At 66.7% G+C, this 25,130-nt stretch carries 22 protein-coding genes; 8 read left to right on the top strand and 14 right to left on the bottom strand.

Going from position 1 to position 25,130, the window contains the following annotated elements; translation table 11 throughout:
- Positions 1–2: 2 nt before the first annotated feature.
- The 8 genes from AB0L60_RS11190 to AB0L60_RS11155 form a co-directional block, all read right to left on the bottom strand.
- On the bottom strand, positions 3–2,477 hold the full coding sequence (locus AB0L60_RS11190; protein ID WP_364610806.1) for an NADH-quinone oxidoreductase subunit G: 2,475 nt from the start codon (positions 2,475–2,477) through the stop codon (positions 3–5).
- Positions 2,474–3,793: an NADH-quinone oxidoreductase subunit NuoF gene (nuoF, locus tag AB0L60_RS11185; RefSeq protein ID WP_364610803.1), complete on the bottom strand. Its 1,320-nt coding sequence runs from the start codon at positions 3,791–3,793 to the stop codon at positions 2,474–2,476. Before nuoF ends, AB0L60_RS11190 begins: the two co-directional genes overlap by 4 nt.
- Positions 3,790–4,506 (bottom strand): NADH-quinone oxidoreductase subunit NuoE, encoded by a 717-nt coding sequence (gene nuoE, locus AB0L60_RS11180; protein ID WP_364610800.1) that lies wholly within the window; start codon positions 4,504–4,506, stop codon positions 3,790–3,792. The genes nuoF and nuoE overlap by 4 nt, the downstream gene beginning before the upstream one ends.
- A complete protein-coding gene (gene nuoD / locus AB0L60_RS11175) occupies positions 4,503–5,834 on the bottom strand; it encodes an NADH dehydrogenase (quinone) subunit D (protein ID WP_364610797.1) in 1,332 nt (443 codons plus the stop codon). Before nuoD ends, nuoE begins: the two co-directional genes overlap by 4 nt.
- Entirely contained in the window at positions 5,834–6,583 is a 750-nt protein-coding gene (locus AB0L60_RS11170) for an NADH-quinone oxidoreductase subunit C (RefSeq protein ID WP_364610794.1), read from the bottom strand. The genes nuoD and AB0L60_RS11170 overlap by 1 nt, the downstream gene beginning before the upstream one ends.
- Entirely contained in the window at positions 6,580–7,134 is a 555-nt protein-coding gene (locus AB0L60_RS11165; RefSeq protein WP_326311010.1) for an NADH-quinone oxidoreductase subunit B family protein, read from the bottom strand. The genes AB0L60_RS11170 and AB0L60_RS11165 overlap by 4 nt, the downstream gene beginning before the upstream one ends.
- Positions 7,135–7,208: 74 nt before the next feature.
- Positions 7,209–7,589 carry an NADH-quinone oxidoreductase subunit A gene (locus tag AB0L60_RS11160; protein WP_033090134.1) on the bottom strand — a complete coding sequence of 127 codons (381 nt, stop codon included), beginning with the start codon at positions 7,587–7,589 and terminating at the stop codon, positions 7,209–7,211.
- A 328-nt stretch (positions 7,590–7,917) separates the two neighbouring features.
- Positions 7,918–8,337, bottom strand: coding sequence for a hypothetical protein (locus tag AB0L60_RS11155; protein WP_364610789.1), 420 nt, complete (start codon positions 8,335–8,337; stop codon positions 7,918–7,920).
- Between the two features lie 409 nt (positions 8,338–8,746).
- On the opposite strand from AB0L60_RS11155, the gene AB0L60_RS11150 reads away from it, so the two are divergent.
- The 3 genes from AB0L60_RS11150 to AB0L60_RS11140 all read left to right on the top strand — a co-directional run bounded on the left by AB0L60_RS11150 (position 8,747) and on the right by AB0L60_RS11140 (position 10,757).
- A complete protein-coding gene (locus tag AB0L60_RS11150) occupies positions 8,747–9,178 on the top strand; it encodes an FHA domain-containing protein (protein ID WP_364610786.1) in 432 nt (143 codons plus the stop codon).
- A 234-nt stretch (positions 9,179–9,412) separates the two neighbouring features.
- A complete protein-coding gene (locus AB0L60_RS11145; protein WP_354832789.1) occupies positions 9,413–9,844 on the top strand; it encodes a CBS domain-containing protein in 432 nt (143 codons plus the stop codon).
- 82 nt (positions 9,845–9,926) lie between these two features.
- Entirely contained in the window at positions 9,927–10,757 is an 831-nt protein-coding gene (locus AB0L60_RS11140) for a dienelactone hydrolase family protein (RefSeq protein ID WP_364610782.1), read from the top strand.
- A 200-nt stretch (positions 10,758–10,957) separates the two neighbouring features.
- On the opposite strand, the gene AB0L60_RS11135 is transcribed toward AB0L60_RS11140, so the two are convergent.
- Both AB0L60_RS11135 and AB0L60_RS11130 read right to left on the bottom strand, forming a co-directional pair.
- Positions 10,958–11,446 carry a hypothetical protein gene (locus tag AB0L60_RS11135; RefSeq protein WP_364610779.1) on the bottom strand — a complete coding sequence of 163 codons (489 nt, stop codon included), beginning with the start codon at positions 11,444–11,446 and terminating at the stop codon, positions 10,958–10,960.
- 337 nt (positions 11,447–11,783) lie between these two features.
- Positions 11,784–14,183, bottom strand: coding sequence for an MMPL family transporter (locus AB0L60_RS11130; RefSeq protein ID WP_364610776.1), 2,400 nt, complete (start codon positions 14,181–14,183; stop codon positions 11,784–11,786).
- Positions 14,184–15,113: 930 nt separating this feature from the next.
- Here AB0L60_RS11130 and AB0L60_RS11125 point away from each other — a divergent pair.
- The 3 genes from AB0L60_RS11125 to AB0L60_RS11115 all read left to right on the top strand — a co-directional run bounded on the left by AB0L60_RS11125 (position 15,114) and on the right by AB0L60_RS11115 (position 18,630).
- Complete coding sequence (locus AB0L60_RS11125) at positions 15,114–16,394, top strand: GNAT family N-acetyltransferase (protein ID WP_364610773.1); 1,281 nt, start codon at positions 15,114–15,116, stop codon at positions 16,392–16,394.
- 270 nt (positions 16,395–16,664) lie between these two features.
- Complete coding sequence (locus AB0L60_RS11120; RefSeq protein WP_364610770.1) at positions 16,665–16,949, top strand: hypothetical protein; 285 nt, start codon at positions 16,665–16,667, stop codon at positions 16,947–16,949.
- 199 nt (positions 16,950–17,148) lie between these two features.
- Positions 17,149–18,630, top strand: coding sequence for an FAD-binding protein (locus AB0L60_RS11115; protein ID WP_364610767.1), 1,482 nt, complete (start codon positions 17,149–17,151; stop codon positions 18,628–18,630).
- Between the two features lie 68 nt (positions 18,631–18,698).
- On the opposite strand, the gene AB0L60_RS11110 is transcribed toward AB0L60_RS11115, so the two are convergent.
- Positions 18,699–19,061: a MarR family transcriptional regulator gene (locus AB0L60_RS11110; protein ID WP_364610764.1), complete on the bottom strand. Its 363-nt coding sequence runs from the start codon at positions 19,059–19,061 to the stop codon at positions 18,699–18,701.
- Between the two features lie 99 nt (positions 19,062–19,160).
- Positions 19,161–20,927 carry an MFS transporter gene (locus AB0L60_RS11105; protein ID WP_364610761.1) on the bottom strand — a complete coding sequence of 589 codons (1,767 nt, stop codon included), beginning with the start codon at positions 20,925–20,927 and terminating at the stop codon, positions 19,161–19,163.
- A gap of 562 nt (positions 20,928–21,489) precedes the next feature.
- Between AB0L60_RS11105 and AB0L60_RS11100 the strand changes: the two genes are divergently transcribed.
- On the top strand, positions 21,490–22,137 hold the full coding sequence (locus AB0L60_RS11100) for an MspA family porin (protein WP_364610758.1): 648 nt from the start codon (positions 21,490–21,492) through the stop codon (positions 22,135–22,137).
- Between the two features lie 194 nt (positions 22,138–22,331).
- Positions 22,332–22,973, top strand: a complete 642-nt coding sequence (locus tag AB0L60_RS11095) for a hypothetical protein (protein ID WP_364610755.1) — start codon at positions 22,332–22,334, stop codon at positions 22,971–22,973.
- Positions 22,974–23,123: 150 nt separating this feature from the next.
- Here the strand turns inward: AB0L60_RS11095 and AB0L60_RS11090 are convergent, their stop codons facing one another.
- Both AB0L60_RS11090 and AB0L60_RS11085 read right to left on the bottom strand, forming a co-directional pair.
- Positions 23,124–24,077: a MerR family DNA-binding transcriptional regulator gene (locus AB0L60_RS11090; RefSeq protein ID WP_364610752.1), complete on the bottom strand. Its 954-nt coding sequence runs from the start codon at positions 24,075–24,077 to the stop codon at positions 23,124–23,126.
- A gap of 91 nt (positions 24,078–24,168) precedes the next feature.
- Entirely contained in the window at positions 24,169–25,044 is an 876-nt protein-coding gene (locus AB0L60_RS11085; protein WP_364610749.1) for a LysR substrate-binding domain-containing protein, read from the bottom strand.
- Between the last annotated feature and the right edge of the window lie 86 nt (positions 25,045–25,130).

The raw sequence follows: 25,130 nt of genomic DNA, 5'->3' as shown, positions 1-25,130 counted from the left end.
GGTCACTCACGGTGGTCCTCCCGTCGGATGCGCACGAGGTGTCCGGGTGTGGTGCCGAGCTGCACCAGCACGTCGGAGCCGGGGGAATTCATGGGCAGCCACACCACGCGGTCGGGCATCTCGGTGATGACCAGGGGCAGGGTGATGTGGCCGTGATCGTTGCCGACCGTCACCGGATCGCCGGTGGTGGCGCCGATCTCGGCGGCCGTGTGCGCCGAGAGCCGCACCACCGGGGTGCGGGCGGTGCCGGCCAGGTTGGGTTCGCCGTCCTGGAGGCGGCCGCGGTCGACGAGCATGCGCCAGGAGGCGAGCACCGCGGTGCCCGCATGCGGCTGGGCGATGGGGTGCGGGCGGTGCACCGGAGTCGCGGCGGGCGGGCCTTCCCACGCGCCCAGATCCGCCAATTCGGCTCGGGCACTGGCCACGTCGGGCAGGCCGAGCCGGATCCCCATGTCCGCGGCGATGGCGTCGAGCACCCGGTATTCGGGCATCGGCGCGGCCTCGCGGCGCACGGTGGCGTCGCGCAGGGCGGCGTCGAACTGGCGGTGGCGGCCCTCCCAGGTGAGGAAGGTGCCGTTCTTCTCCATGGCCGAGGCGACGGGGAAGACGACGTCGGCGCGGTCGCTGATATCGCTGCGGCGCAGTTCCATCGATACCACGAAGCTCGCGGCATCGATGGCCGACAGGGCCGCGTGCGGGTCGGGCAGGTCGCCGACCTCCACCCCCGCGATGAGCAGCGCGCCCAGTGTCGGGGCGGCGGCCAGAATCGCACTGGTGTCGCGGCCCGGAGCCGCGGGCAGATCGGTGACGTTCCACGCGTCCCGGACCTGCTGGCGTGCAGCGGAATCCGCGACGGGGCGCCCGCCCGGCAGGAGCACCGGAAGTGCGCCGGCCTCCAGCGCGCCGCGCTCACCGGCACGGCGGGGGATCCACGCCAGGGTGGCGCCGGTCTCGTCGGCCAGGCGGGCGGCCGCGGACAGGCCACCCGGAATGCCGCTGAGACGTTCGCCGACCAGGATCAGGGCACCGGGCTCGCGCAGCAGGTCCGCGATCTCGCGCAGGCGGGTGTATCCGGCGGCGGTGGCGGCATCGGTCTCACCGGTGCGGACCGCCTCCAGCACATGCGGTTCCGAGCCGGGCGCGGTGAGCAGCAAGGTGCCCGACATGCGCTGCAGGCCGCGGGTCATGTAGGGGGCCAGCGAGTAGATCGGGGTGCCGTTCTTGCGGGCCGCCTTGCGCAGCCGCAGGTACACCATCGGCGATTCCTCTTCGGCTTCGAAGCCGGCGAGCAGCACGAACGGGGCGCGTTCGAGCGCCGCGTAGTCGACCGTGATGCCCTGTCCCGCAACGCGAGCCGCCAGGAAGTCGGCCTCCTCGCCGGAGTGCTCGCGGGCGCGGAAGTCGATATCATTGGTGTTCAACGCGATTCGCGCGAACTTGGAGTACGCGTAGGCATCCTCGAGCGTGACGCGGCCGCCGATCAGCACACCGGCATTGCCGCGTGCCGACGCCAGTCCACGCGCCGCGGCCCTGATCGCCTCGGACCAGGAGGCGGGCTGCAGCGTCCCGTCCTTCCAGCTGCGCACCATGGGCGTGGTGAGCCGGTCCGGTTCGGTGGCGTACGCGAACGCGAAACGGCCCTTGTCGCAGTTCCATTCCTCGTTGACCTGCGGGTCGTCACCGGCGAGGCGGCGCATGACCTTGCCGCGGCGGTGGTCGGTGCGCTGGGCACAGCCCGAGGCGCAGTGCTCGCACACCGCCGGGCTGGACACCAGGTCGAAGGGCCGGGCGCGGAAGCGGTAGGTCGAACCGGTGAGCGCGCCGACCGGGCAGATCTGCACGGTGTTGCCGGAGAAGTAGGAGTCCAACGGCTCCCCGGCGGCGATGCCGACCTGTTGCAGCGCACCGCGATCCATCAGTTCGATGAACGGGTCACCGGCCACCTGCTGGGAGAACCGGGTGCAGCGCGCGCACAGCACGCAGCGTTCCCGGTCCAGCAGGATGGCCGCCGACAGTGGAATCGGCTTGGGATAGGTGCGCTTCTCGCCGTCGAAGCGGGATTCGGCGCGGCCGGTGGACATGGCCTGGTTCTGCAGCGGGCATTCGCCGCCCTTGTCGCAGACCGGGCAGTCGAGGGGGTGGTTGATGAGCAGCAGCTCCATCACCCCCTCCTGCGCCTTGGCGGCGGCGGGCGAGGTCAGCTGAGTGTGGATCACCATGCCCTCGGCCACCGTCTGGGTGCAGGAGGCGACTGGCTTGCGCTGTCCCTCGATCTCGACCAGGCACTGCCGACAGGCGCCGACGGGATCGAGAAGTGGATGGTCGCAGAACCGCGGGATCTGGGTGCCGATGAGTTCGGCGGCCCGGATCACCAGGGTGCCGGCGGGCACGGAAACCGTTGTGCCATCGATGGTTACGGTCACCATGTCGGTGGGGGTCACCCCGCCGCCGGTCGTGGAGCTCACTGTCGAGGTCATCGCGCTCCTTCAGCCCAGACGGTGGACCGGGCCGGGTCGAACGGGCAGGCGCCGAGGCGGATGTGCTCGGCGTACTCGTCGCGGAAGTACTTCAGGGAGGAGAAGATCGGGCTGGCCGCACCGTCGCCGAGAGCACAGAAGGACTTGCCGTTGATGTTGTCGGCGATGTCGGCGAGCTTGTCCAGATCGGTCTCGTGGCCCCGGCCGTTCTCCAGCCGCTGGAGCAGCTGGACGAGCCAGTAGGTGCCCTCGCGGCAGGGGGTGCACTTACCGCAGGATTCGTGGGCGTAGAACTCGGTCCAGCGCAACACCGCCCGCACGACGCAGGTGGTGTCGTCGAAGATCTGGAGGGCCTTGGTGCCGAGCATGGAGCCTGCCGCCGAGACGCCCTCGTAGTCGAGAGCGATATCGAGGTGCTCGTCGGTGAAGATCGGGGTGGACGAGCCGCCCGGCGTCCAGAACTTGAGGGCGTGGCCGGTGCGGATGCCACCCGCGTAGGTCAGCAACTCCCGCAACGTGATTCCGAGCGGCGCTTCGTACTGCCCCGGTCGCGTCACGTGACCGGAGAGCGAGTAGATCGTGAAGCCCGGCGACTTCTCGGTGCCGAACGACCGGAACCAGTCCACGCCATTGGCGATGATGGACGGCACGGACGCAATGGATTCCACATTGTTGACGACGGTAGGGCAGGCGTAGAGACCCGCCACCGCCGGGAACGGGGGACGCAGGCGCGGCTGGCCGCGGCGGCCCTCGAGCGAATCCAGCAGGGCGGTCTCCTCACCGCAGATGTAGGCGCCCGCACCGGCGTGCACCACGATCTCGAGGTCGAAGCCCGAGCCCTGGATATCGCGGCCGAGGTAGCCTGCGGCATAGGCCTGCTGGACCGCCGCCTGCAGGCGGCGCAGCACGGTCACCACCTCGCCGCGCACGTAGATGAAGGCGTGCGAGGCGCGAATGGCGTAGGCGGCGATGATGACGCCCTCGACGAGGGTGTGCGGGCTCGCCAGCATGAGCGGAATGTCCTTGCAGGTACCGGGTTCCGACTCATCGGCATTGACCACCAGATAGTGCGGCTTGGTGGTGCCGTCGGGACCGGGGCCCTGCGGGATGAAGCCCCACTTCATGCCGGTGGGGAAGCCCGCGCCGCCGCGGCCGCGCAGGCCGGAGTCCTTCACCGTGGCGATGACCTCGTCCGGGTTCATGCGCAGTGCCTTCGGCAGTGCGCGGTACCCGCCCTGGCCGCGGTAGGCCGCCAGGGTCCAGCCCTCCGGGTCCGCCCAGTGCTTGGAGAGGACGGGAGTCAGAGCGGTCGTCACTGCGCGCCTCCGTCGGTCGGCTTCTGTTCCGCGACATGCAGATCCCGTTCGGCGACATGCAGGCCCGCGAGGGTGGCGGGTCCGGCGGCGCCGTCGGTGGCGCCCGGCCGCTGGTCCTCGTATCCGGCGAGAATGCGGGCGGTCTCGCGGAAGGTGCACACCGGGATGCCGCTGCGAGATCCGGTCACGGGCTCCCCGCGCCGCAGCGAATCCACCAGTCCTCTGGCCGATTCCGGGGTCTGGTTGTCGAAGAACTCCCAGTTGACCATGACGACCGGCGCGTAATCGCAGGCCGCATTGCACTCGATGTGCTCGAGGGTGACCGCGCCGTCGGCGGTGGTCTCTCCGTGCGTGATTCCCAGGTGCTGCTTCAGCTCCGCGAGGATCTGATCGCCGCCCATGACCGCACACAGTGTGTTCGTGCAGACACCGACGTGATAGTCACCGGTCGGCGTGCGCCGGTACATCGAGTAGAACGTGGCCACCGCGGTGACCTCGGCATCGGTCAATCCCAGCTGCTCGGCACAGAATTCGATGCCGGTCCCGGAGACGTACCCCTCCACCGATTGCACCAGGTGCAAAAGGGGAAGCAGTGCAGAACGCGGATGGGGGTACCGGTCGATGATCTCGCGGGCCTCGAGTTGCAGACCCTCACGCACCTTCTCCGGGTAGGGAATCGGCCGCGTGGTGAGGTTGAGCAGGATCTCGGTCATCGATCGACACCACCCATCACGGGGTCGATGGAGGCGACGGACGCGATCACGTCGGCCACCAGGCCGCCCTCGCACATCGCCGCCACCGCTTGCAGATTCGTGAAGGAGGGGTCGCGGTAGTGGACCCGGTAGGGCCGGGTGCCGCCGTCGCTGACCATGTGCACGCCCAACTCGCCGCGCGGTGATTCGACCGCCACGTACACCTGGCCCGGCGGGACACGCAGGCCCTCGGTCACCAGCTTGAAGTGGTGGATGAGCGACTCCATGGAGGTGTCCATGATCTTGCCGATGTACTGCGGCGAATTGCCGAGTCCGTCCGGCCCGAGCTGCAGATCGGCAGGCCATGCAATTTTCTTGTCCTCCACCATGACCGGGCCCGGCCGCAGCCTGTCGAGGCACTGCTCGACGATCTTGACCGACTCCTTCATCTCGTTGACGCGGATGAGGTAGCGGCCGTAACAGTCGCAGCCGGTGTCGACCTGGACGTCGAACTCGTAGTTCTCGTAACCGCAGTAGGGCTGGGACTTGCGCAGGTCGTGCGGGAGGCCGGTGGCGCGCAGTACCGGACCCGTGATGCCCAGCGCCATGCACCCGGTGAGGTCCAGGTAACCGACATTGCGGGTACGGGCCTTCCAGATGGGGTTCTGGTTGAGCAGAAGTTCCATGTCCCGCAGGCGCTTCGGCAGCAGGTCCAGCAGCTCGCGCACCTTCCGCACGCCGTCGGCCGGCAGATCCTGGGCGATACCGCCGGGCCGGATGAAGGCGTGGTTCATGCGCAGACCGGTGATGGTCTCGAACACGTCCAGGATCAGTTCGCGTTCCCGGAAGCCGAACAGCATGGGGGTGAGCGCACCCAGTTCCATGCCGCCGGTCGCCAGCGCGACCAGATGCGAGGAGATGCGGTTGAGCTCCATGAGCATCACCCGGATGACATTGGCGCGCTCGGGGATGTCGTCGGTGATGTCCAGCAGCTTCTCGACCGCCAGGCAGTACGCCGTCTCGTTGAAGAACGGCGACAGGTAGTCCATGCGGGTCACGAAGGTGGTGCCCTGCACCCAGCTGCGGTACTCGAGGTTCTTCTCGATGCCGGTGTGCAGGTAGCCGATGCCGCACCGGGCCTCGGTGACGGTCTCACCCTCGATTTCGAGAATGAGCCGCAGCACCCCGTGCGTGGAGGGGTGCTGCGGGCCCATGTTCACGACGATGCGTTCCTCGGCGACCCCGTTGAGGGCAGCGGAGATCTCGTCCCAGTCGTTTCCCACCACGGTGACCGCGTGTTCGGGTCGTTCCTCGGTGTTGCGACGGGACTTGGTGTCGATGTCGTTCATCAGCTGTACGTCCTCCGCTCGTCGGGCGGCGGGATGCGCGCACCCTTGTATTCGACCGGGATCCCGCCGAGCGGATAGTCCTTGCGCTGCGGGTGGCCACGCCAGTCGTCGGGCATGGCGATGCGGGTCAGCGAGGGGTGACCGTCGAACAGGATGCCGAAGAAGTCGTAGGTCTCCCGCTCGTGCCAGTCCACCGTCGGATAGACCGTGTACAGCGAGGGCAGGTGCGGATCGTCGTCCGGCACCGAGACTTCCAGCCGCACCCGGCGGTTGTGGGTGATGGAGTTGAGGTGATACAGCGCGTGCAACTCGCGCCCGGCGTCCTCGGGGTAGTGCGCGCCGCTGACACCCAGGCACAACTCGAAACGCAGGGCTTCGGTGTCGCGCAGTGTCTTCGCCACCAGCACCAGGTGCTCGCGGCGGATGTGCAGGGTCAGCTCGCCGCGGAACACTACGATCTTCTCCACGGCCTCGTCGAAGGTCTTCGCCAGCGCCAGGCGCAGATTCGCGATGATCTCGTCGAAGACGGGACCGTAGGGCGCGGGCGTGCCGCCGGGCATGGAGACCGTGCGGACCAGCCGGCCATAGCCGGAGGTGTCGCCGGTACCGGAGACACCGAACATGCCCTTGCGGACGCCGATCACCTCGTCGGCGGGCTCGGCGGCTTCGGTTGTCTCCGGGGTGTTCTCAGTGGGTTCCACCGCCGCCTCCGGGGGGCTCTCCGTGCCGGTAGGTGCATCGAAGGTCATCGCAGCAGCCCCTTCAACTGAATGGTCGGGGTGCTCGCGAGTGCGGCGCGCTCGGCCTCGCGCACGGCTTCCTCGCGATTGACGCCGAGCGGCATCTCCTGAATCTTCTCGTGCAGCTTCAGGATCGCGTTCAACAGCATCTCCGGCCGCGGCGGGCAGCCGGGCAGGTAGATGTCGACCGGCACGATATGGTCGACGCCCTGCACGATGGCGTAGTTGTTGAACATGCCGCCCGAGGATGCGCAGACACCCATGGCCAGCACCCATTTCGGTTCGGTCATCTGGTCGTAGACCTGGCGCAGCACCGGGGCCATCTTCTGGCTCACCCGGCCCGCGACGATCATCAGATCGGCCTGGCGCGGCGAGGCGCGGAACGCCTCCATGCCGAAGCGGGCGATATCGAATCGCCCACCGCCGGTGGCCATCATCTCGATCGCGCAGCACGCCAGGCCGAACGTCGCCGGCCAGAGCGAACTCTTGCGCAGATAGCCGGCCAAATCTTCCACCGTGCTCAGCAGGAACCCGCTGGGCAGCTTCTCCTCGAGACCCATGTCGGACTACATCTCCCGGATCGGGACACCCCGTCTCGCACGGGGTGTGTCATTGGAAATCCCCTGTGCGCCAATCAATCCCAGCTGAGACCGCCGCGCCGCCACTCGTAGGCGTAGGCGACCGAGACGTTGAAGATGAACAACGCCATGGCGGCCAGCCCGAACACTCCCAGCGCGTCGAAGTGCACAGCCCACGGGTAGAGGAACACGATCTCGATGTCGAAGATGATGAACAGCATGGCGGTGAGGTAGTACTTCACCGGAAAGCGCTGGCCCGCAGCATTTCCCGGCCCGCCCGCGACAGCGTGGGGGGTGGGTTCGATACCGCATTCATAGGCTTCGAGCTTTGCCCGGTTGTAGCGTTTGGGGCCGATCAGGGCCGCCAGGAAAATGGAGAACACCCCGAACGCGGCGGCCACCGCGCCGAGAACCAGGGTCGGTACCTCGATATTCACAACAGCACTACCCCTCCTGCGAGCTGGACGACGCAATACGGACGGCAGCTGCCGAGGCGCGGGCTGACATCGTCGTCCGCCGGCCAGTCTCGTTCCCCGGGCACCGCTCAGCGACGGCACGGACCTTCGGGGAGTGAGGCGGCGGCTTCATTGATACCGATGCCCGCGCTCGTGTGAGCTACGGCACAGCCTACAACTCGGACGAGAAGATACATCACGATTCGCAATCGCGTTTGATCGAATTCGGAACGGTCTTTTATGACCGATCGGACGCAATCGCGAATGTCACGTGACATGGGTTTGCCCTGATCACGAGGGCGAACGAAGATCAGGCCGCGAAGCTATTACCGAGCACACCCAAGACAGCCTCGGTGAGCCGGATGGGGTCGATGGGGTGGGGCACCGCGGCCTCGGCGCGCGACCAATTGGCCAGCCAGGCATCGTCCGGGCGGCCGGTCAGCACGACGATCGGCGGGCAGTCCGCGATCTCGTCCTTGAGTTGCTTGGCCAGGCCGAGACCGCCCTCCGGGGCCGACTCGCCATCGAGGATCAGCAGATCCAGATTGCCGGCGTCCACGCGCTCGACGGCGACCGGCCCGGTCGCCACCTCGAGGTATTCGATGGGCGGCAGATCCGGGTGCGGCCGTCTCCCCAGCGCCAGCATCACCTGGCTCCGGGTATCGGCGTCATTGCTGTAGACGAGGACCCGCACCGCGGCGGGACGTTTCGCATCGGCCACGTTCCGCATGCTACGTCCCTGGTGGGGGAGTGCGGGGCAGCTTCGCCCGAAGTCGCGCGCGCGTCGCGGAATCGCCTGTCGCGCACTACGTCGATGGCCGATTGTTCGTCATTCGCGACCGGTACCATCCAGCGAACGAGGGGACCCATCACGCAGCGCCGCATCGAAACCGACGCGTGGACCGACGGGTTGGTGGGGCAGGCGGGAGCCGGGTGAGATGAGCACCCGGGTCGAGGTGGTGCCGGGCAGCCACCTGGTGGCCAGCGTGGACGGCGTGGTCGCGTGGGGCAATCGATACGCAATGGGCAGCCGGCGAACGAGCCCGCAAGGCCGTGGGATGCCGCGTCCGGCAGTGCGGGCAAGAAGGCATCGCGTGCCACTCGGCTCGGGGTCGTCGTGCACGGATACGATTGCGCGCGTGGCCATCTCAACGATCCGCGCGTGCTCTGTGCGGCATTCGGATGGAGCCGTGACCTGTGTGCTCACCGGGGGCATCCGGCCGCCGCTGGGTGTGCTGCTGCTCGATGACGGGACCTCGTATGCGCTCGACAGCGATCTGGTGATCGGGCGGGAGCCGGAACGATCCGACCAGGTGCGGCGCGGTGCGCAGGCGATTCGGATCCCCGAAACCTCCGGAGGCATGTCGCGGGTGCACGCCGAGATCCGGCTCGTGGGGTGGGACGTGCTGGTGATGGACCGCGGGTCGGCCAACGGCACCCATATTCGCCCGCCGGGCCGTCCGGATTGGGTGCCCGCGGCACCCAGGCGGCCGACAGTGCCGCAACCAGGCAGTCAGCTACTTCTTGGCGGCCGGGTATTCATCTTCGATTCTTTGATCGATCCGGGCTAATAACTCCCGGAAGGACCGAGAATTTAGTCAGGTCCGGCATACTTCAGCGCAGCGACCACGGCGGATGATGCCAGTTGGCAACTATTGAGATAACCCTACTGCCGGAAGGTGGCACGCGGGTCTCGACGCCCGCGCATCCGGTTAGGCATCGAATCGCAATCTTTGCTGGTCACGCCCGGTTATCAGCGGCATCCTAGTAACCACGGATAGTCCCGAGCGTTGGGCGGTGGACACATGCGAATCTCTGAAATACTGCGCCGGAAGGGCAGCGGCGTGGTCACGATTGCACCCGATGCATCAGTGCGTGAACTGCTCAGGGTCCTGGCGACCCACAATGTGGGCGCGGTGATCGTCTCGCGGGACGGTGCCGCCATGTCAGGCATCGTCTCCGAACGAGACATCGTGCGCCGACTCCATGACCAAGGCGCCGCACTCCTCGACGCCTCCGTCTCTTCGATCATGACCGCCGCCGTGCACACCTGCTCGCCCGACGACCGCGTGGAAACCCTCAACGCCACCATGACCGAGCACCGGATCCGCCACCTCCCGGTCCTCCGCGACGGCCGGATGATCGGCATCGTCAGCATCGGAGACGTCGTCAAGAGCCAGATCTCCGAACTCGAAACCGAGCGCGAGGCCCTGGTCAAGTACCTGCAGCACGGCTGACGGATAAACACACTCGTTTCACCCGACTGCCTGCCCGATACGATCGAATCGATTCGTCGTATCGAGGAAAGGCCCTGCGCCCGTGCAGTCCGAAAACCCAACGCCTGACGACACTCTGGGCGATTTCACCAAGCGCACCATTGCACTGGAAGGCGCGGACAAGACCGTCTATGTGGCAGGCAGCGGGCCGGCGGTGATCGTCATGCCGGAGATGCCCGGCATCAGCCCCGATGTGCTGCGCTTCGCGCGGTGGGTCCGCGACGCGGGCTTCACCGTCTACGTGCCCTCACTGTTCGGTGTGGACGGCGCGTACCCGACGGTCGAACTGGGCGACCCGATCGCACGGAAGACCTGCGTCAGCAAGGAGTTTCGCGCCTTCCGCGGCGGCGGCACCAGCCCCGTCGCCGTGTGGCTGCGCGCCCTGGCCCGCCTGGCCCACGCCGAATCCGGCGGCCCCGGCGTCGGCGCGGTGGGCATGTGCTTCACCGGAAACTTCGCACTCACCATGACCCTCGAACCCGCGGTCATCGCCCCCGTCATCAACCACCCGTCCCTTCCACTCGACGACCCCGCCGGCCTCGAGCTCTCCCCGGAGGACGCGACCGCCATCGCCGCCCGCTTCGAACGCGACGACCTCCGCGCCCTCGCCTACCGTTTCGACAACGACAAATGGTGCACCGGCCAGCGTTTCGCCGCCTACACCCAACTCCTCGGCGACCGCTTCGACGGCCGAGTCCTCTCCGGCACCCACGCCAACCCCAACCCCCCACCCTTCTTCCAGCACATCGTCCAAACCCCCCACAGCGTCGTCACCGCCCACCTCGTCGACGAACAAGGCCACCCCACCCTCCAGGCCCGAGACGAAATCCTCGCCTACCTCCACACCCGCCTCCACCCCGAACCACCCGCGTAGTTTTCCCCAGCTGCGGAAGTATTCGACCCAGCCGCCTTACGCCGACAAGGGGTTCCGAACTCGTGACGATGGACCAGCCACTTCATGGTGCTGAGCCCCAGACAGCACATCGCCTATCAGGTTTCGGCCGCCTTCAGCGACTGATTCACCGGGGTCCCAGCCGCTTTCGTGTCAAACAATGGATGGCGGCGGCTCGACCCTCACCGACGTTTCTTGAGCCTTGGCGTCTTCGGTGTCTGTTCGACTTTCCGCGCATGTCGGCCCTCCGATTCGCGGTGGTGCCTCCGCAGGGCAACGTCCACTGGTTCTGCGCCGACGATACGGAGGTGCACTCCCGGTAGCCCTTTGTGCGCGCCGTGCTTGGACATGCGGGTCACCACCGCGTCCCCGACGCGCAGGGGTTTGTTGAAGTTCGTCGGGACATAGGCCAGGACCTGCATCGGAGCAGCGCCAGGTCTGTCGTAGGGCGTGAGGGAAACCACCCGAGGCAACGGCGACTTGGTCGGGCGGTCGGTGGACGCAGGTTCCCTGGTAGGACCGACGTCGGTCACCACAAACGTCCTGTCCGGCCATTTCTTCCGTCGTGTCGCCGCGTACCCGAGCGCGGCCGAATGATACGAGTGGTCAGAAACTGCGAGCTTGACGCCAATTTCATCTTCACCGCGAAGCTTCTGGCTGCTTCTACTCATTGCCCTCACCTTCCCGCGAGTCGTCTGCGGGTAACGGCGTGCCCGCAGCTGTGCTGAACCCAGTTGAGCAGGGGACGTATCCGCTGCTCAGCATGCCATCACGCAGGGCAGACCGAGGCCGAACCCCAGTAAATCCGCCCTGTGCCGGGCACCTCGCCCAATCGTGCTGACCGATCCGTTCCAGTAGGACATCGGTCAAGATCCTCGACCTCACCACCGCCGCGCCCGGCACGCTCTACGCGTGGGCGCAATGCTCCGTCGGAACCTGGATCCGTTATTAGACACGGTTTGTCACTGACCGTTTGACGGATTGGGTCGGCACATCCCGGCCTGTTCTTCAGGAATTCCATGGGGGCGGTGTACTGGGTGTTGCACCCCTCGGTAGGGCGGCGGTGGTGTCATCGAGGCGGACGGTCGGGGCCTCGCTGTTGATTCTGCGGGGACGGACTCTGCGGGAAGACCGTGGTTGGGTGGCCGGTGTGCCGTCGGGCAGCAGTGCTATCTGTTCGGTGACCGGGTCGGTGATCGGAGTGGTTTTGACCAGGTCCACCATTTCACCGCCGCCGGGAAGCTCGTCATCGAGGACCGGTTCGCCGAGCCCGATCTTCTGCTGAATCTTCTTCATCCATCCCGGTGCCCACCAACTGTCATCACCGAGCAGTTTCATGGTGGCCGGCACCAGCAGCATGCGCAGCACCGTGGCGTCGATGAACAAGGCCGAGACCATGCCGAAGGCGATGTACTGCATCATCACCAGATCGGAGAACGCGAACGCGCCGGTCACCATGAGCAGGATCAGCGCGGCCGCGGTGATGATGCGCCCCGTTTGCGCGGTCCCGATTCGGACAGCTTCGGTGGTGCTCGCGCCGCGGGTACGCGCTTCGACCATCCGGGAGAGCAGGAAAACCTCATAGTCGATCGACAGGCCGTAGATGATCGCGATGATCAGCACGAGCACCGGCGACGTGATCGGTTGCGGAGTGAAGTTGAGCAGCGACGCGCCATGACCGTCGATGAAGATCCAGGTCAGGATGCCGAGGGTGGAGCCGAGCCCGAGCGCGCTCATCAATGCGGCTTTGATCGGCAGCACGACCGAGCCGAACGTCAGGAACATCAGCAGCATCGTGATGGACACGACCAGCAGGATCATCCACGGTAGGCGCGACACCAGCGTGTCGACGCTGTCGTATTGGATCGCGGGCTGGCCACCGACCAGTACTTGCGTGCCTTCGGGGACGTCCATCGACCGGAGATACTCGATGGTCGGTCCGGCGTTGTTGCTGTCGGCGATCGCCGCGGAGGTTGTCCAGACGTTGGTGCCCTTGGGTGGGGTTTGGTCGATGGCGAAGGCGGCGCGTGGCGCGAGCCCGGGTGCCTGGTTGGCTTGGGAGATGATCGGGCCGACCTTGCTCGGGTTGTCGGTGACGATGACCAGTTCGATCGGGTAAGCCTTGCGCAGGGGAAAGGACCGGTCGAAGTCGGCTTGTGCGACTCGGGTCGGGTTGTCCGGCGGTAGGTAGGTTTCGTCGAGTCCGCCGAAGGCCAGGTCCTCGACCGGGATGACCAGAAGCAGCAGCCCGATCGTCAGCGGGAGTATGACTTTGAGCGGATGACGCATCACCCAGGCGGTGAGCCGGTCCCAGAAGCCGTTGTCGGTTTCGTGGGCGGTCTTGGTCTTGCGCAGTCGCTTCCAGCCCCATTTGTCCACGCGCGGGCCCAGCACCGACAGCATGGCGGGTAGCAGGGTGATCGCGGTGAGTGCTGCCAGCAGCACGGCCGCCATGGTCCCGTAGGCCACGGATTTGAGGAACCCCTGTGGAAACAGGAGCATGCCCGAACTGGCGGCGATGATCATCGTGGCAGACGACGCCACCGTACGCCCGGCGGTCATCACGGTGCGGCGCACCGCGGCGCGGGTGTCGTACCCGACGGCGAGTTCCTCGCGGAAGCGGCTGACGATGAACAGGCCGTAGTCGATGGCCAGTCCGAAGCCGATCATCGAAACAACGGCGCTGACAAAGGAGTTCACGTCGGTGAACTTCGTGATCACCATGACGATTCCGGTGGCGCCGACGATGGTGAGGCCACCGACGATCAGCGGAAGCGAGGCCGCGACGATGCCGCCGAAGATGACGAACAGCAGGATCGCCACCGCCGGCAACGCCAGCACTTCCATCCGCTGCTGGTCTTGGGCCATGGTGTCGAACAGTGCGCCCCCGATCGGCTGCAGGCCGGTGACCTGCACGGTGACGCCGTCGATGGCGAAGGCGTTCTTGACTTCTCGGAAGTGGCGCATGGTGGTCGTGTCGTCATCGCCTTTGATGGCGATCGCGGCGAAGGCGTGCCGCTTGTCGGGCGAGCCCATCATTTTGGGTGCGTATTCGCCGGTGTCGGTCTTCCAGTAGGCGCCGTTGATTTTGCTGATCTGGTCGGGGTGTTCGCGCGGTAACCGGTTGAGGTTGTCGACGATCTTCTGACTGAGCCCGGGATCATCGATGCTGCCGCCGTCGGGAGCGGTGTAGAGGACCAGGACATCGGAGAGATGGCTGCGTCCGTACGTGCGGTCCTCGAGTTGCGCGGCCTGGGCCGCCTGCGAGGTCGGATCGTCCAATCCGCCCGGGCTGAGGTGGTCATCCAGTCCCAGCCCGTAGGCACCGAGAGCTAGCAGGGCACCCACGACGACACCGATGACCGCCCAGCGGAATCGATAGACCGCGTCTCCCAAACGAGTGAACACCACAAATCTCCTTGTCTAACCCGCGCGCTGTCTCCATGGCTCAGCCCGAGCGACTACAGACTTCGAGATTCGGTGCGGGGGCGAAGACCAGGGCGGTGATGCGATGAGCGCGATGCTGAACCGAGCAGTCCTAGATCCGACCGTGTTGGCCATCGGCGTTGTGCCGGGCCCTCGAACGGAACGGCAGGCCGCGCAATCGAATACCGGTATGACGAGGCACAGCGTGATGAGCAGAGTGCCGCGCACCCCGGCGGCGGAATCGTCGCACCTGATCCACTGCAGACAACCAGCTCCCCCTGTTCGCCCGAAATGGCCTGTTGCGCAGCATCGCAACCCCCGCGGGCGGCAACACCGCACGGTCCCCGACGCTACTGACGAGGCATACCGAAGAACACCGCCGCCACGCGCAGACCGACCCTTTCTGTCCAGTTCATTAACGCTGCCACAGTGGTCTCTCAGAATCCGGGACCGGACCGACGCGGTGTACCTGCGGCGGCAGCCATGCCCGTGAAGCACGGGCACCCACCGCGCTGAACCACCTTTCGCGACCGGTCCCGACAGCCAAACTGTTCGATCGATCGGGATGTCGAAGACCGTCAACGCGGCCTGCTCGGATAGCCGCAGACCGGTGGCGGACCATGAGATCGCAGAACGTGGCATGCCGCGCCGCCCAACGCCCTTGGAATCCGCGGTCGGGCGCGGCCGATCGGTGTCCACTGGGCGCTGCTACGAGGTGGAGATCAGCCTGCTCCTGGAGCTTCTGTATGAAGCCCGCTACGGCTGGGTGTGGCCAGTGTGCCGAGAGTCCTGCAAGCTCGCCATGGTGACCAGCTGGGCCGAAACCGCATGCGCTGGGCTCGTTGTTCGTGCGTGGCGGTGTTGTCGGCGCAGCGGGGAGAATGGTGGTCCGCGATTGGGTGAGGTGGTGTCATGGCTCTGTGGCGATTGCGCGACTTCCGAGAAGGCGATCTTGACCAAGCGCTTCGGATATGGGATCAGAACCGGCAGATCGACGATGCCACGCCGGTGTTTTCCATCTCCGAGGCGATGGCGGCGGCCCGGGGCGGCCAGGGCGGCGTCGTGGCCGTGGTCGGCGAGGAACTCGTCGGCATCGCGGTAGCGCAGGTCCATGGGGAGCGCGCCTGGGTGCTTCTGGTGGCCCTGGCAGGACAGTGGCGCGAGCGCGGGATCGGCAGCGCGTTGCTCGCCGAGCTCGAGCGACGACTGCGTGCGCAAGGGGTGCGCCGCATCAGCGCGCTGCTGCCCTCACACAGCACCGGAACCAAGGCCCTGGAGAATTCCGGTTACCTCGCTCGTGGCGACCTCACCTACTACGAACGGCCCGAGCCGTCCGGAGTGGCCGATGCGGACCTGCTCGCGTTGCTCGGGGGGCGGATGCTGCCGGTGGGACTGTGGAACCAGATGGCTGGCATGGAGGCGGAGAAGCAGATCGTCGAACAGCGGATCGTGCTGCCGCTGGCGGAACCCGCCTTGTCCGAGCGGTACAACGTCGCCCCGCCGAAGGCTTTCATCCTGTTCGGTCCCCCCGGGACCGGCAAAACGAGCTTCGCCAAGGCGGTGGCTTCCCGACTGAAATGGCCTTTCGTGGAGTTGTTTCCCTCCCGGCTCGCCGCCGCCACCAGCGAGGGGCTGGCCGCGGCCCTGCGGGAGGCGTTCGCGGACCTCGCCGAACTGGAGGCGGTGCTGCTCTTCATCGACGAGGTCGAGGAGATCGCTGGTGTGCGTTCCGGGCAAGCAGTCGATCCCGGGCACGGGGTCACCAATGAGCTGCTCAAGCTGATCCCCGGATTCCGTGAGCACGATGACAGGCTGTTGGCCTGCGCCACCAACTCGGTCCGCTCCCTCGACCCGGCTTTCATGCGACCTGGCCGCTTCGACTACATCATCCCGATCGGCCCGCCGAACTCCGGTGCGCGCGCGGCAATCTGGTCCCGCTATCTCGGCTCCGCCGCTGAATCGGTGGATGTGGCCGCGCTGGTCGCGGCGAGTGAGCTCTTCACCCCTGCCGACATCGAGTTCGCTGCACGCAAGGGCTCGCAAGCGGCCTTCGAGCGCGAGGTCAGCCGGCGACTGGGCAAACCGGCCAGCACCGACGACTATCTTGACGCCATCGCCAACACGCGACCGACGCTCACCACGCAGGCCATCGAGGAGTTCACCGAGGACATCGAGACCTACAGCCGCCTCTGACCGGGGAGGGATCGACGCGGCCGGATCACCGAGCCACGACAGTGTCGTCGCGATGTAGGCATCGGATTTCGCAGGGTCATAACGGAAGTGGTGCTCGGGGCGATCTGGTACGCGTAGGCCGGAGACGAGGCGGGCTACCCGGCGCAAGACGTTGTAAGTGCCAGCGGTATCGCCGAGGCGGGCCAGGGCTCGGCCTTCCTGCGCAGTCGCTTGGATGAACGTTGAGGACGGCCGCCGCGATCGCTTGCGCGGCTCGTGAATGTGTCGGGGGTGCGGCGGCAGTGGGACGAAGCTCAAATTCGGGCGCTGGCTGCGCGGCTGGGTTATGACCTGCGCAGGATCGCGGTGTTCGGGCCGCATACTGATCGGCCTGTTCATCGGTTGCGGGTGTTGGTTGCGAATCCGGGGGTCGATGCTGTGATCGTGCTGGGTCTGGGGTATTTCGAGAAGGGTGAGCTGCCAGGGGATCTCGTGGGGCGGGCTGATGTGGTTACCGTGAGTCCGGAACAGATCTTCGCCCGGTGGCTCATTCCGCCCGACGCCCCGGCTGATTAGGGATCTCGGTAGCGAGGCGGTCGACACCCGGGCTCGATTGAGTGAATGAACAGTGGGTGAACCATGATCGAGTGGTGTTGTGTTGTTCGATGGGTATAGGTGGGTCGCGAACTTTGATATCTACAGCGAATAACCGGGTGGCGCACCGCATCTCGATCGGCCAAGGGGGATTGTTGTGAGACCCCGCTTCACCCGTAGCGTGTTTCTTCGGGGAGCGCTCGGAATCGCCGTCGCCGGTGTCGGTTTCGCCGGAACCACCCGACTGCCCGCCTCCGACGCCGCGCCCGCCGCAGGCTCCTCAGACGGCACCGCCGGCTCCTCGGACAGCGTATCCGGCTCCAGCACCGGCAGTGCCGACCCGAAATGGCGTGCGTTGCAGGACAAGCTGCGCGGCCGGGTGATACTGCCCGGCGATCTCGGATACCCGATGGCCAAAGAGGTCTTCAACACTCGCTTCGACGACGAGATGCCCACGGCCATCGTGCAGGTCGCGGATGCCGCCGATGTGGCCACGGCCTTCGGCTTCGCGGCCGAGAACGATCTCGAGGTCGCGGCGCGGGCGGGCGGGCATTCCTACGCCGGGGTCTCCACGGCGACCGGCACACTGATTGTCGACGTCCGGCGGCTGCGCGGCGTCCGAGTCGAGGCCGGACAGGCCGTCATATCACCGGGCCACACCCTGTACGAGGTATACGGGGAACTCGACCGGTCCGGCCAGAGTCTGCCGACGGGCATGTGTCCCAGCGTCGGCGTCGCGGGTCTCACCATGGGCGGCGGGTTCGGCTTCGAATCCCGTGCCTACGGCCTCACCTGTGATCGGCTGACCGCCGCCACCCTGGTCCAGCCCGACGGCACCATCACCGAGGTGTCCGCCACCGCCAGCCCCGACCTGTTCTGGGCGCTGCGCGGTGGCGGCTCGCTGTTCGGCATCGTCACCTCGCTGACCTTCGACACCATCCCGGCGACCGCGAAAGACGTGGTGCGCCTGACTTTCTCGGGCGAGAACGCGGATCGCGTCATCGGCGGCTGGCAGGAGTGGCTGCGCGACGCCGACCGCGACCAGTGGGCCGATGTCAGCCTGGACGCCGACGGCGAGGGTGGCCTCCGCTGCTGGATGCAACTGGTCTGCCCCGCGGGTTCGGCCGATACGGTGACGACCGCGCTCACCGATGCGATCGGCGTCGCGCCCGCCAACATCGATACCCGCACCCTCAGCCATATGGACACCGTTCTGTATCTGGCAGGCGGCACCGCGGATCAGCCGCGCGTCGCCTTCACCAACGGCTCCGACATCGTCTCGGACCTCACCCCCGACACCATCGGCCGGGTGCTCGAGGCCATCACCCGGTTCTCCAGCGTCGGCGGCACCGGCTGGGTACAGATCAACACCCTCGACGGCGCGATCCGCGATCTGTCGCCCACCGCCACCGCCTTCCCCTGGCGCAACCACGCCGCCATGGTGGAATGGGGTGCCTACGAACCGATTCCGCACGACGCCGCAATGGCCTGGCTCTCCGACGCCCACACCATCCTCGCCCCCGATTCGGTCGGCGCGTACGTCAACTACCTGGAGCCCGGCGATCCGCTGTCCCGCTATTACGGCGACAACCACACCCGCCTGTCCGAGCTCCGCAATCGTGTGGACCCGGACAATCGGATCCGTTCCGTCCTGACCTCCTGACCACGCGCCCGACGGTGACCGGGCACCGGGGAGTGCTGCCGGACGTCGCCTCGCTGAGCGGGGCGACGCTACTGGTCGAGGGCCTCGATGAGGGTGTTGAGGCCGGATCTGACGGACTCACGCTGGGCCGGAGTGAGGGATTCGAGGGCGCCGGCGAAGCGCTGGATGCGGGCGGAGGTGAGGCCGGTGACCAGGTTGTGGGCGGCGGCTGTGGCGGTGAGGAGTTGGGCCCGGCCGTCTTCCGGGTCGGCGTCCCGGGTCAGGTAGCCGCCCTTTTCCAGACCCGTCACTATGCGGGACATGGTTGGGGCGCTGACCCGTTCGATATTGGCGAGGTCGCCGAGGCGGAGGGGTCCGGAGCGGGCGACGGTCGCCAGGGCCGAGGCCGCCCCGGGGCTGAGGGCCCCGAGGTCGCCGGAGTGGCGCAACAAGCGTAGGAGGCGGCCGATCGAGTGGTACAGGTCGGCAGCTTCGGTGAGCTGGTCGGGGTCGGCGACGCTCGTGGGCTCGGGCAGCGTGATCTCCTCCGGTCAGATTCCCTCGCGGACGGCTTCCCGCAGTTCGGCAGCCTCGTCCGGGACGGTGGGGCTACCGGCGAACCACGAGGCCACCGCGCCGATCAGCATCATAATCGCGGCTCCCAGGAAGACCACGACCAGACCCGAGTGGAACGGGCCGGAGATCAAGTGCGGGAAGAACTCCTGGCCCGTGAGGACGTCCTTGTGCACGCCCGGGTGGTCCAGGATGCCGGTCGGGCCCAGCAGCGCCTCGATCGGATTCACACCGAGGAAGGCCGCGAACAGGCTGCCGACCGGCGGCAGACCGGAGATGTTCTCCGCGACATTGGCGGGCACACCCTGCGCCTGCAGACCCGAATTCATCGCGCTCGGCAGCGTATTGGACAGGCCGATGATCATGAGCGAGAAGAACACACCGATCGACAGCGCCATACCGCCATTGAGCAGCGTGCCGCGCATGCCGGACGCGACACCGCGCTGCGACGCCGGCACCGCGGACATGACCTCGGCGGTGTTGGGCGAGGCGAACATGCCCGAGCCCAGGCCGTTGAGCGCGATGACCACCGCGAACGCCCAGTAGGGGAAGTCCACCGGCAACACCACCAGCAGTACGAACGTCACCGCGGTGATCGCCATGCCGAGGGTCGCGAACAGCCGCGGGCCGTAGAGGTCGGACAGTTTGCCCGAAACCGGCCCGGCCACAAGGAATCCCACCGTCAGCGGCAGCAGGTAGATGCCCGCCCACAGCGGTGTGGACTCGTAGTCGAAGCCGTGCAGCGGCAGCCAGATGCCCTGCAGCCAGATGATCAGCATGAACTGCAGACCGCCACGACCCAGGGACGACATCAGTCCGGCCAGGTTACCGAGCCCGAACGCTCGGACCTTGAGCAGCGACAGGTGGAACATCGGCTGCTCCACCTTGGTCTCGATCCAGCAGAACAGCGCGAGCACCGCGATACCGCCGAACACCGCGGCCAGCACCCACGGGTTGGACCAGCCGGTATTCGAATCCCCGTACGGCTGAATGCCATAGGTGATGCCAGTGAGCAGGGCGGTCAGTCCGACCGCGAAGGTGACGGTGCCCGGAATGTCGAGCGAGCCCGCGTTGCGTTGACCGTTGTCGTGCAGCGACCGGTACGACCACACGGTCCCGAGAATGCCGAACGGCACGCTCACCCAGAACACGGCCTTCCAGTCCCACTGCGCGAGCAGGCCGCCCAGCAGCAGGCCCAGGAACGAACCGGCCACGGCCGCAACCTGATTGATGCCGAGCGCGAAGCCGCGCTGTGCGGCGGGGAACGCGTCGGTGAGGATGGCGGCCGCGTTGGCCATGAGCATGGCGCCGCCGATTCCCTGGAACACACGCCATCCGATGAGCCACACCGCACCGCCGCCGTGCGTGAACGGATCGAACGAGAGCGCGACCGCCGCGATCGTGAAGATCACGAACCCGTAGTTGTAGATCTTGACGCGGCCGACCATGTCGCCGAGCCGACCGAACATGACCACCAGCACCGCGGACGCGAGCAGGAAGCCCATCATCATCCACAGCAGGTAGCTGACATTGCCCGCCGCGAGCGGGTTGAGATCGATGCCCCGGAAGATGTCGGGAAGCGAGATGATCACGATCGAGGAGTTGATCGTGACCATGAGCATGCCCAGGGTCGTATTCGACAGGGCTACCCACTTGTAGTGCGGGTGGTCATGCTCGATTCGGAGTCGCCTCCGAATGGTCTGGACATCACCGGTATCCAAACCGGTGGTTGGGGCCGCAGCCATCAGAGCCTCCCGCAGGTCAACGAACGAACAGCGCCTAAATATAGTTGCATGCCGCTAACTAATGAAATCGTGTGATAGCTCACTCACCGGAATCGCCCGCCGCACCCGGCCACCCCGATACCCGCCCGTAGCCGATGAGCGCTCCGCCGCCACCGGCAGGATCGAGCGCGTCGCGTCGAGGGTGTGAGGACCGGGCGGATCGAGCTCGCGAGACGGCGCGGGCATGCGGCCGAGTGTGCGAGAAAGGTCCGACAAGGATTGCTGGACAACCCGACTGCTCAACACGTTTTCCGGACGCCCCGGAGTTGTTGCGGTGCTGCGGATTCCGCGCGGCGCCCGAACGGTACGAGAACCGATCGCTTTCCGGACGCGAGCGTGAATCAATAGGGGAGGCGGCTTCGGTATCGATGTGCGTCGGATCGACGGGATGGCCTGGTCGACACGCTTTGCTGTAACGCCGCCTGGCGGTGGCACCGATTAGGCTTGCCAAGCGGTATCCCCCCGTGCGGTTTGTTCCTGTGCTTTCGAGTTTCCTATCGTCGCGAACCGGAAGGCCCCAGGCATGCGACGTTCGTTCACCGACGCCGTGGCCGCTACGGCCGCTGCGAATCTGGCCGTGGTGGGCCTTTGTACCGGTGGCGCCGGGCTCGGCGGTGCCCAGCCGCCCGGCGCGGCGGTCTCCGGCGGGGGAGTCCATCTGACGGCGTCGGTCGACAGCATCGCGGCGAACCCGCCCGGTGACCGGACACCGAAGTTCCTCATGACGTTCTCGCATGCCGCGCAGATGTCCGGCGATTACTCGGTCACCGTCGACGGCGGCCGGATCACCTCCGGTGAGGCGGTCGCGGGATTCATCCTCGGCTGCGGGATCAGTGTGGACGGCGGCTTCGGTGTCGAGATCGGCACCAATCAACGGCTGGGCGCGAGAATTCCCGGTCGGGTCATCAGGCCCGGTGTCATCGGGACGCTGGGCGTGGGCGAAGGCGTGTTCGCGAACCTGGGACCCGGCCAGGTCACTGTCGCGAGAACGGAGACGGCCCGCCTGGACACCGGCACGACGTACCCGTATCGCATCGCGTTCAACAATGCCGCGCTCAATATCGCCCAATGCGCCTCGCCGGTGTCGGCCGTCCCTTTCGTCACCACCACGGTGAGCACCCCCGAGGGACTCGCGCAGACCACCGCCTATGGCGACCAGTTCACCTTCTGAAACCCGACCGAATCGGGTCCTACGGGCGAGATCCTGTACTGGGGGCCAGGCTCGTCCGCAGGCCCAACGGTCCCGGTAGCATGGGCTGCGCCCCCGCGTGTGATGTGCGCAGTTCGCACGATGCCGCGCTGCGGGGTGTCTGCTGCAAGTTCGGTTCTTCTCCGGATCTTCCCGACCACGTGAGGAGTTCGACGATGACGACTGTGGCACCAGCCAGTAACTGGCCTCTCATGCTCGGCAGCGCAGCGGTTTTTCCCGCCCGGGACGGCAGTCTGAGCGCACCGTTCATCTTGGTGGGCGACTCGGACATGACGGCCGCCGATCCCGGTGCTTTCGCTCGGCAACTCGACAGCCCGAGGTACTCGTTCCGGGAGGCGATCCGCGCCGCCGGCGCCGATTTGATCCTGGTGTCGCTAGGTAGTGACACTCTCGACGGCGCCGCCCACCGCAGTGTGCTCGAGGTCCTGTTCCGCGCGATCGGCGAGCGACCGGACTCGACTCCGTTCACGGTGTGCGGGATCGGGCGCGGAGCCCTGCAACTGCGCTACACCCTGGCCAGGTGCGAGTGCGACCGCATCGACCACCAGACCGGGCAGTTCGTGTCCTACTCCAGCACTACCCCGACCGCCGCAGAGGCCGACGAGCTCAACCAGGTCGGCTGCTGGCCAGTCATACCCCGCAGACTCGAGGTCGCGGGCCCCGGCATCACCGCGGACAGCTTCGACTACGAGAACAGTGCCTTCGATGACCTCATCACCGGCGCGGCAGCGAACCGGAACCCGCTGTTCACCGAAGAACTGGGCACCAACATCATCGAACAGACCATCGATCTTTAGGACATGCGCCCGCGTGTACCGGATCGGTAACCATCTGGACGGACACCGGGCCCGCTCGGCAAACGCTCGCCTTCACCACGCAAGGCGAGCGTTTGCCGTTCCCTTCCCCGCCGGACCAGAGTCTCTACCAGCAGCGATACAGGCGCCGCCTTACCCGGCCCGCGAGCGAGTGGTACTCGATCGAAGCCACTCGATCACCTGCTCGGCATGGCGATCGGGCGGGAAGACCGGGTAGAAGACATGCTCGATGACCCCGTCTCGGACGACGAGAGTCAGGCGCTTGTAGAGGTCTTGGCCGCCCGACTCGAAGGTGGGAAGCGATAGTTCGGCGGCCAGGTGGAAGGAGGTGTCGGAGAGCAATCCGAACGGAAGGTTCAGACGGTCGACGACCTCGCGCTGATATTCGGTGTCCTGACTGGACAGTCCGTATACCCGAGCGGCGCCGGCTGCCAGCAATTCAGCGTGATGGTCGCGAAACCCGCACGCCTCCGGGGTGCAGCCACGTGCGCCAGGGATCTCGTTCCACCCGAGGGGTATGTCGGCATCGGGCCGGCCGGTGAGTGGATAGAGGTAAATGATCGTCCGCCCAGCAGACAGCGCGGCCAGATCAACCTTCGTACCGTCCGTGCAGTCGAGCATGAGCGCGGGCAGTCTCGTACCGGGCAGATGTGCTGCCGCGCCGTCGTCCTTGGGCACGGGCAAGTCCGACGGCAGTGTGAAGAGGTCGGTCACAGGTCGTGCGACCCGGCTGTGGCGATAGGCGGCATCACGCAATCGAGCCGCGAGCGCGCCCCGACGTTCGGTCAATGCGGTAATGCGCGAGTCGATTTCATCGATGGCTCGCTGGTATTCCGCCAGTGATGCGGGACAGTCATCGACATGCTCGCCGCCCGAGGAGAGGCAGTCCAGAAACGGTCTGGTCTGATCCACCGCGATCCCGAGCCGACCCAATGCCCGGATCTCCCGAACCACGCGGACATCGTACTCGGAATACTCGCGATATCCGTTCGCCGATCGCCGCGGCGAAATCAACCCCATTGCCTCGTACCGTCGAATCGCTTTCGGGCTGACGCCCGCCAACCTCGCGACTTCCCCAATTCTCACACCCGGACCGTAAACCCTGCCCCAGGGGCAATGTCAATCAGCTGTAGGGGACCGGGCGCGATTTTCATCGATGAAAACTCGGCGATCGGTTTCACGCACCGCGAAAGGCCTTGTCCGCCACCCTGTCCGGATCGGTGATGTGGGACAGGAACAGGCGGGCGGCGGGGGCGGGGGTGCGGGTGGTGACGACGTGCCAGGGGCGGTTGAGGGGGGTGCCCTCGACCGCGATGACTTCGAGCAGACCGGCGGCCAGGTCGGTCGCGACGGCGTCGGAGTGGATGAGGGTGATGCCCAGTCCTTCGCGGGCGGCGGCCAGCGCGGCACCGTGGGTGCCGAGAGTCAGTGTGGGCGGGCGGATTTGGAGGCGGTCGAAGAGGGCCAGGGTGGTGTCGCGGGTGCCGGAGCCTTTGCCGCGCAGGAGCCAGGTGGCCTCGCAGGGGTCGGGCCAGGCGTCGGGTGCGCCGACCACGACGAGTTGACAGGGGCGGCGGGCGCGGGTGACCAGTCCGGCGTCGCGGGGTGGGCGGCCGGCGATCACGAGATCGGTTTCGTGGTGGGTCAATTCGAGGTAGAGCACATCGCGGGGCTGGATGGACAGGCCCAGTTCGATGTCAGGGTACCGGACGCGGAAGGACGCGAGCAGCCGGAGCAGCACGTATTCGCCGGCGGTCGCCACCACGCCGATACGCAACCGGCCGGTCTCGGCTTCCCGGACGGCGGCGTGCGCCTCCTTCATCAAGCCGAGGATGCTGCGGCAGTAGTCGGCGTAGACCCGCCCGGCCTCGGTGAGCGCGATACCCCGCCCGGATTTGGCGACGAGTTTCGCGCCGAGTTGTTTCTCGATGTGTGCTACGGCCGCGGAGGCCGCCGCCTCGGTGATGTGCAACTGCGCGGCCGCGCGGCGAATGCTGGAGTGCTTGGCAACGGCGAGAAAGGTTTCCATGCGCACCGCGCTCACCGTACCCATACTCAACGGTAGCAAACTCGACGAAAAGGTTGAGCGAGAACAGAAACAATCGAATTGTTTGTCGTTAGCGGCCCGGTCATCCTGGG

The organism is Nocardia sp. NPDC051981, from assembly GCF_040680715.1.
GTDB lineage: Bacteria > Actinomycetota > Actinomycetes > Mycobacteriales > Mycobacteriaceae > Nocardia.
This window is presented reverse-complemented; position numbering and strand designations above follow the sequence as displayed.

Coding starts and splice junctions, on each gene's coding strand:
- AB0L60_RS11190 (WP_364610806.1), bottom strand. CDS start 2,477: ATGACCTCGACAGTGAGCTCCACGACCGGCGGCGGGGTGACCCCCACC.
- nuoD (WP_364610797.1), bottom strand. CDS start 5,834: ATGAACGACATCGACACCAAGTCCCGTCGCAACACCGAGGAACGACCC.
- AB0L60_RS11100 (WP_364610758.1), top strand. CDS start 21,490: ATGCGACGTTCGTTCACCGACGCCGTGGCCGCTACGGCCGCTGCGAAT.
- nuoE (WP_364610800.1), bottom strand. CDS start 4,506: ATGACCGAGATCCTGCTCAACCTCACCACGCGGCCGATTCCCTACCCG.
- AB0L60_RS11170 (WP_364610794.1), bottom strand. CDS start 6,583: ATGACCTTCGATGCACCTACCGGCACGGAGAGCCCCCCGGAGGCGGCG.
- AB0L60_RS11145 (WP_354832789.1), top strand. CDS start 9,413: ATGCGAATCTCTGAAATACTGCGCCGGAAGGGCAGCGGCGTGGTCACG.
- AB0L60_RS11155 (WP_364610789.1), bottom strand. CDS start 8,337: ATGCGGAACGTGGCCGATGCGAAACGTCCCGCCGCGGTGCGGGTCCTC.
- AB0L60_RS11135 (WP_364610779.1), bottom strand. CDS start 11,446: ATGAGTAGAAGCAGCCAGAAGCTTCGCGGTGAAGATGAAATTGGCGTC.
- AB0L60_RS11125 (WP_364610773.1), top strand. CDS start 15,114: ATGGCTCTGTGGCGATTGCGCGACTTCCGAGAAGGCGATCTTGACCAA.
- AB0L60_RS11085 (WP_364610749.1), bottom strand. CDS start 25,044: ATGGGTACGGTGAGCGCGGTGCGCATGGAAACCTTTCTCGCCGTTGCC.
- AB0L60_RS11165 (WP_326311010.1), bottom strand. CDS start 7,134: ATGGGTCTCGAGGAGAAGCTGCCCAGCGGGTTCCTGCTGAGCACGGTG.
- AB0L60_RS11105 (WP_364610761.1), bottom strand. CDS start 20,927: ATGGCTGCGGCCCCAACCACCGGTTTGGATACCGGTGATGTCCAGACC.
- AB0L60_RS11095 (WP_364610755.1), top strand. CDS start 22,332: ATGACGACTGTGGCACCAGCCAGTAACTGGCCTCTCATGCTCGGCAGC.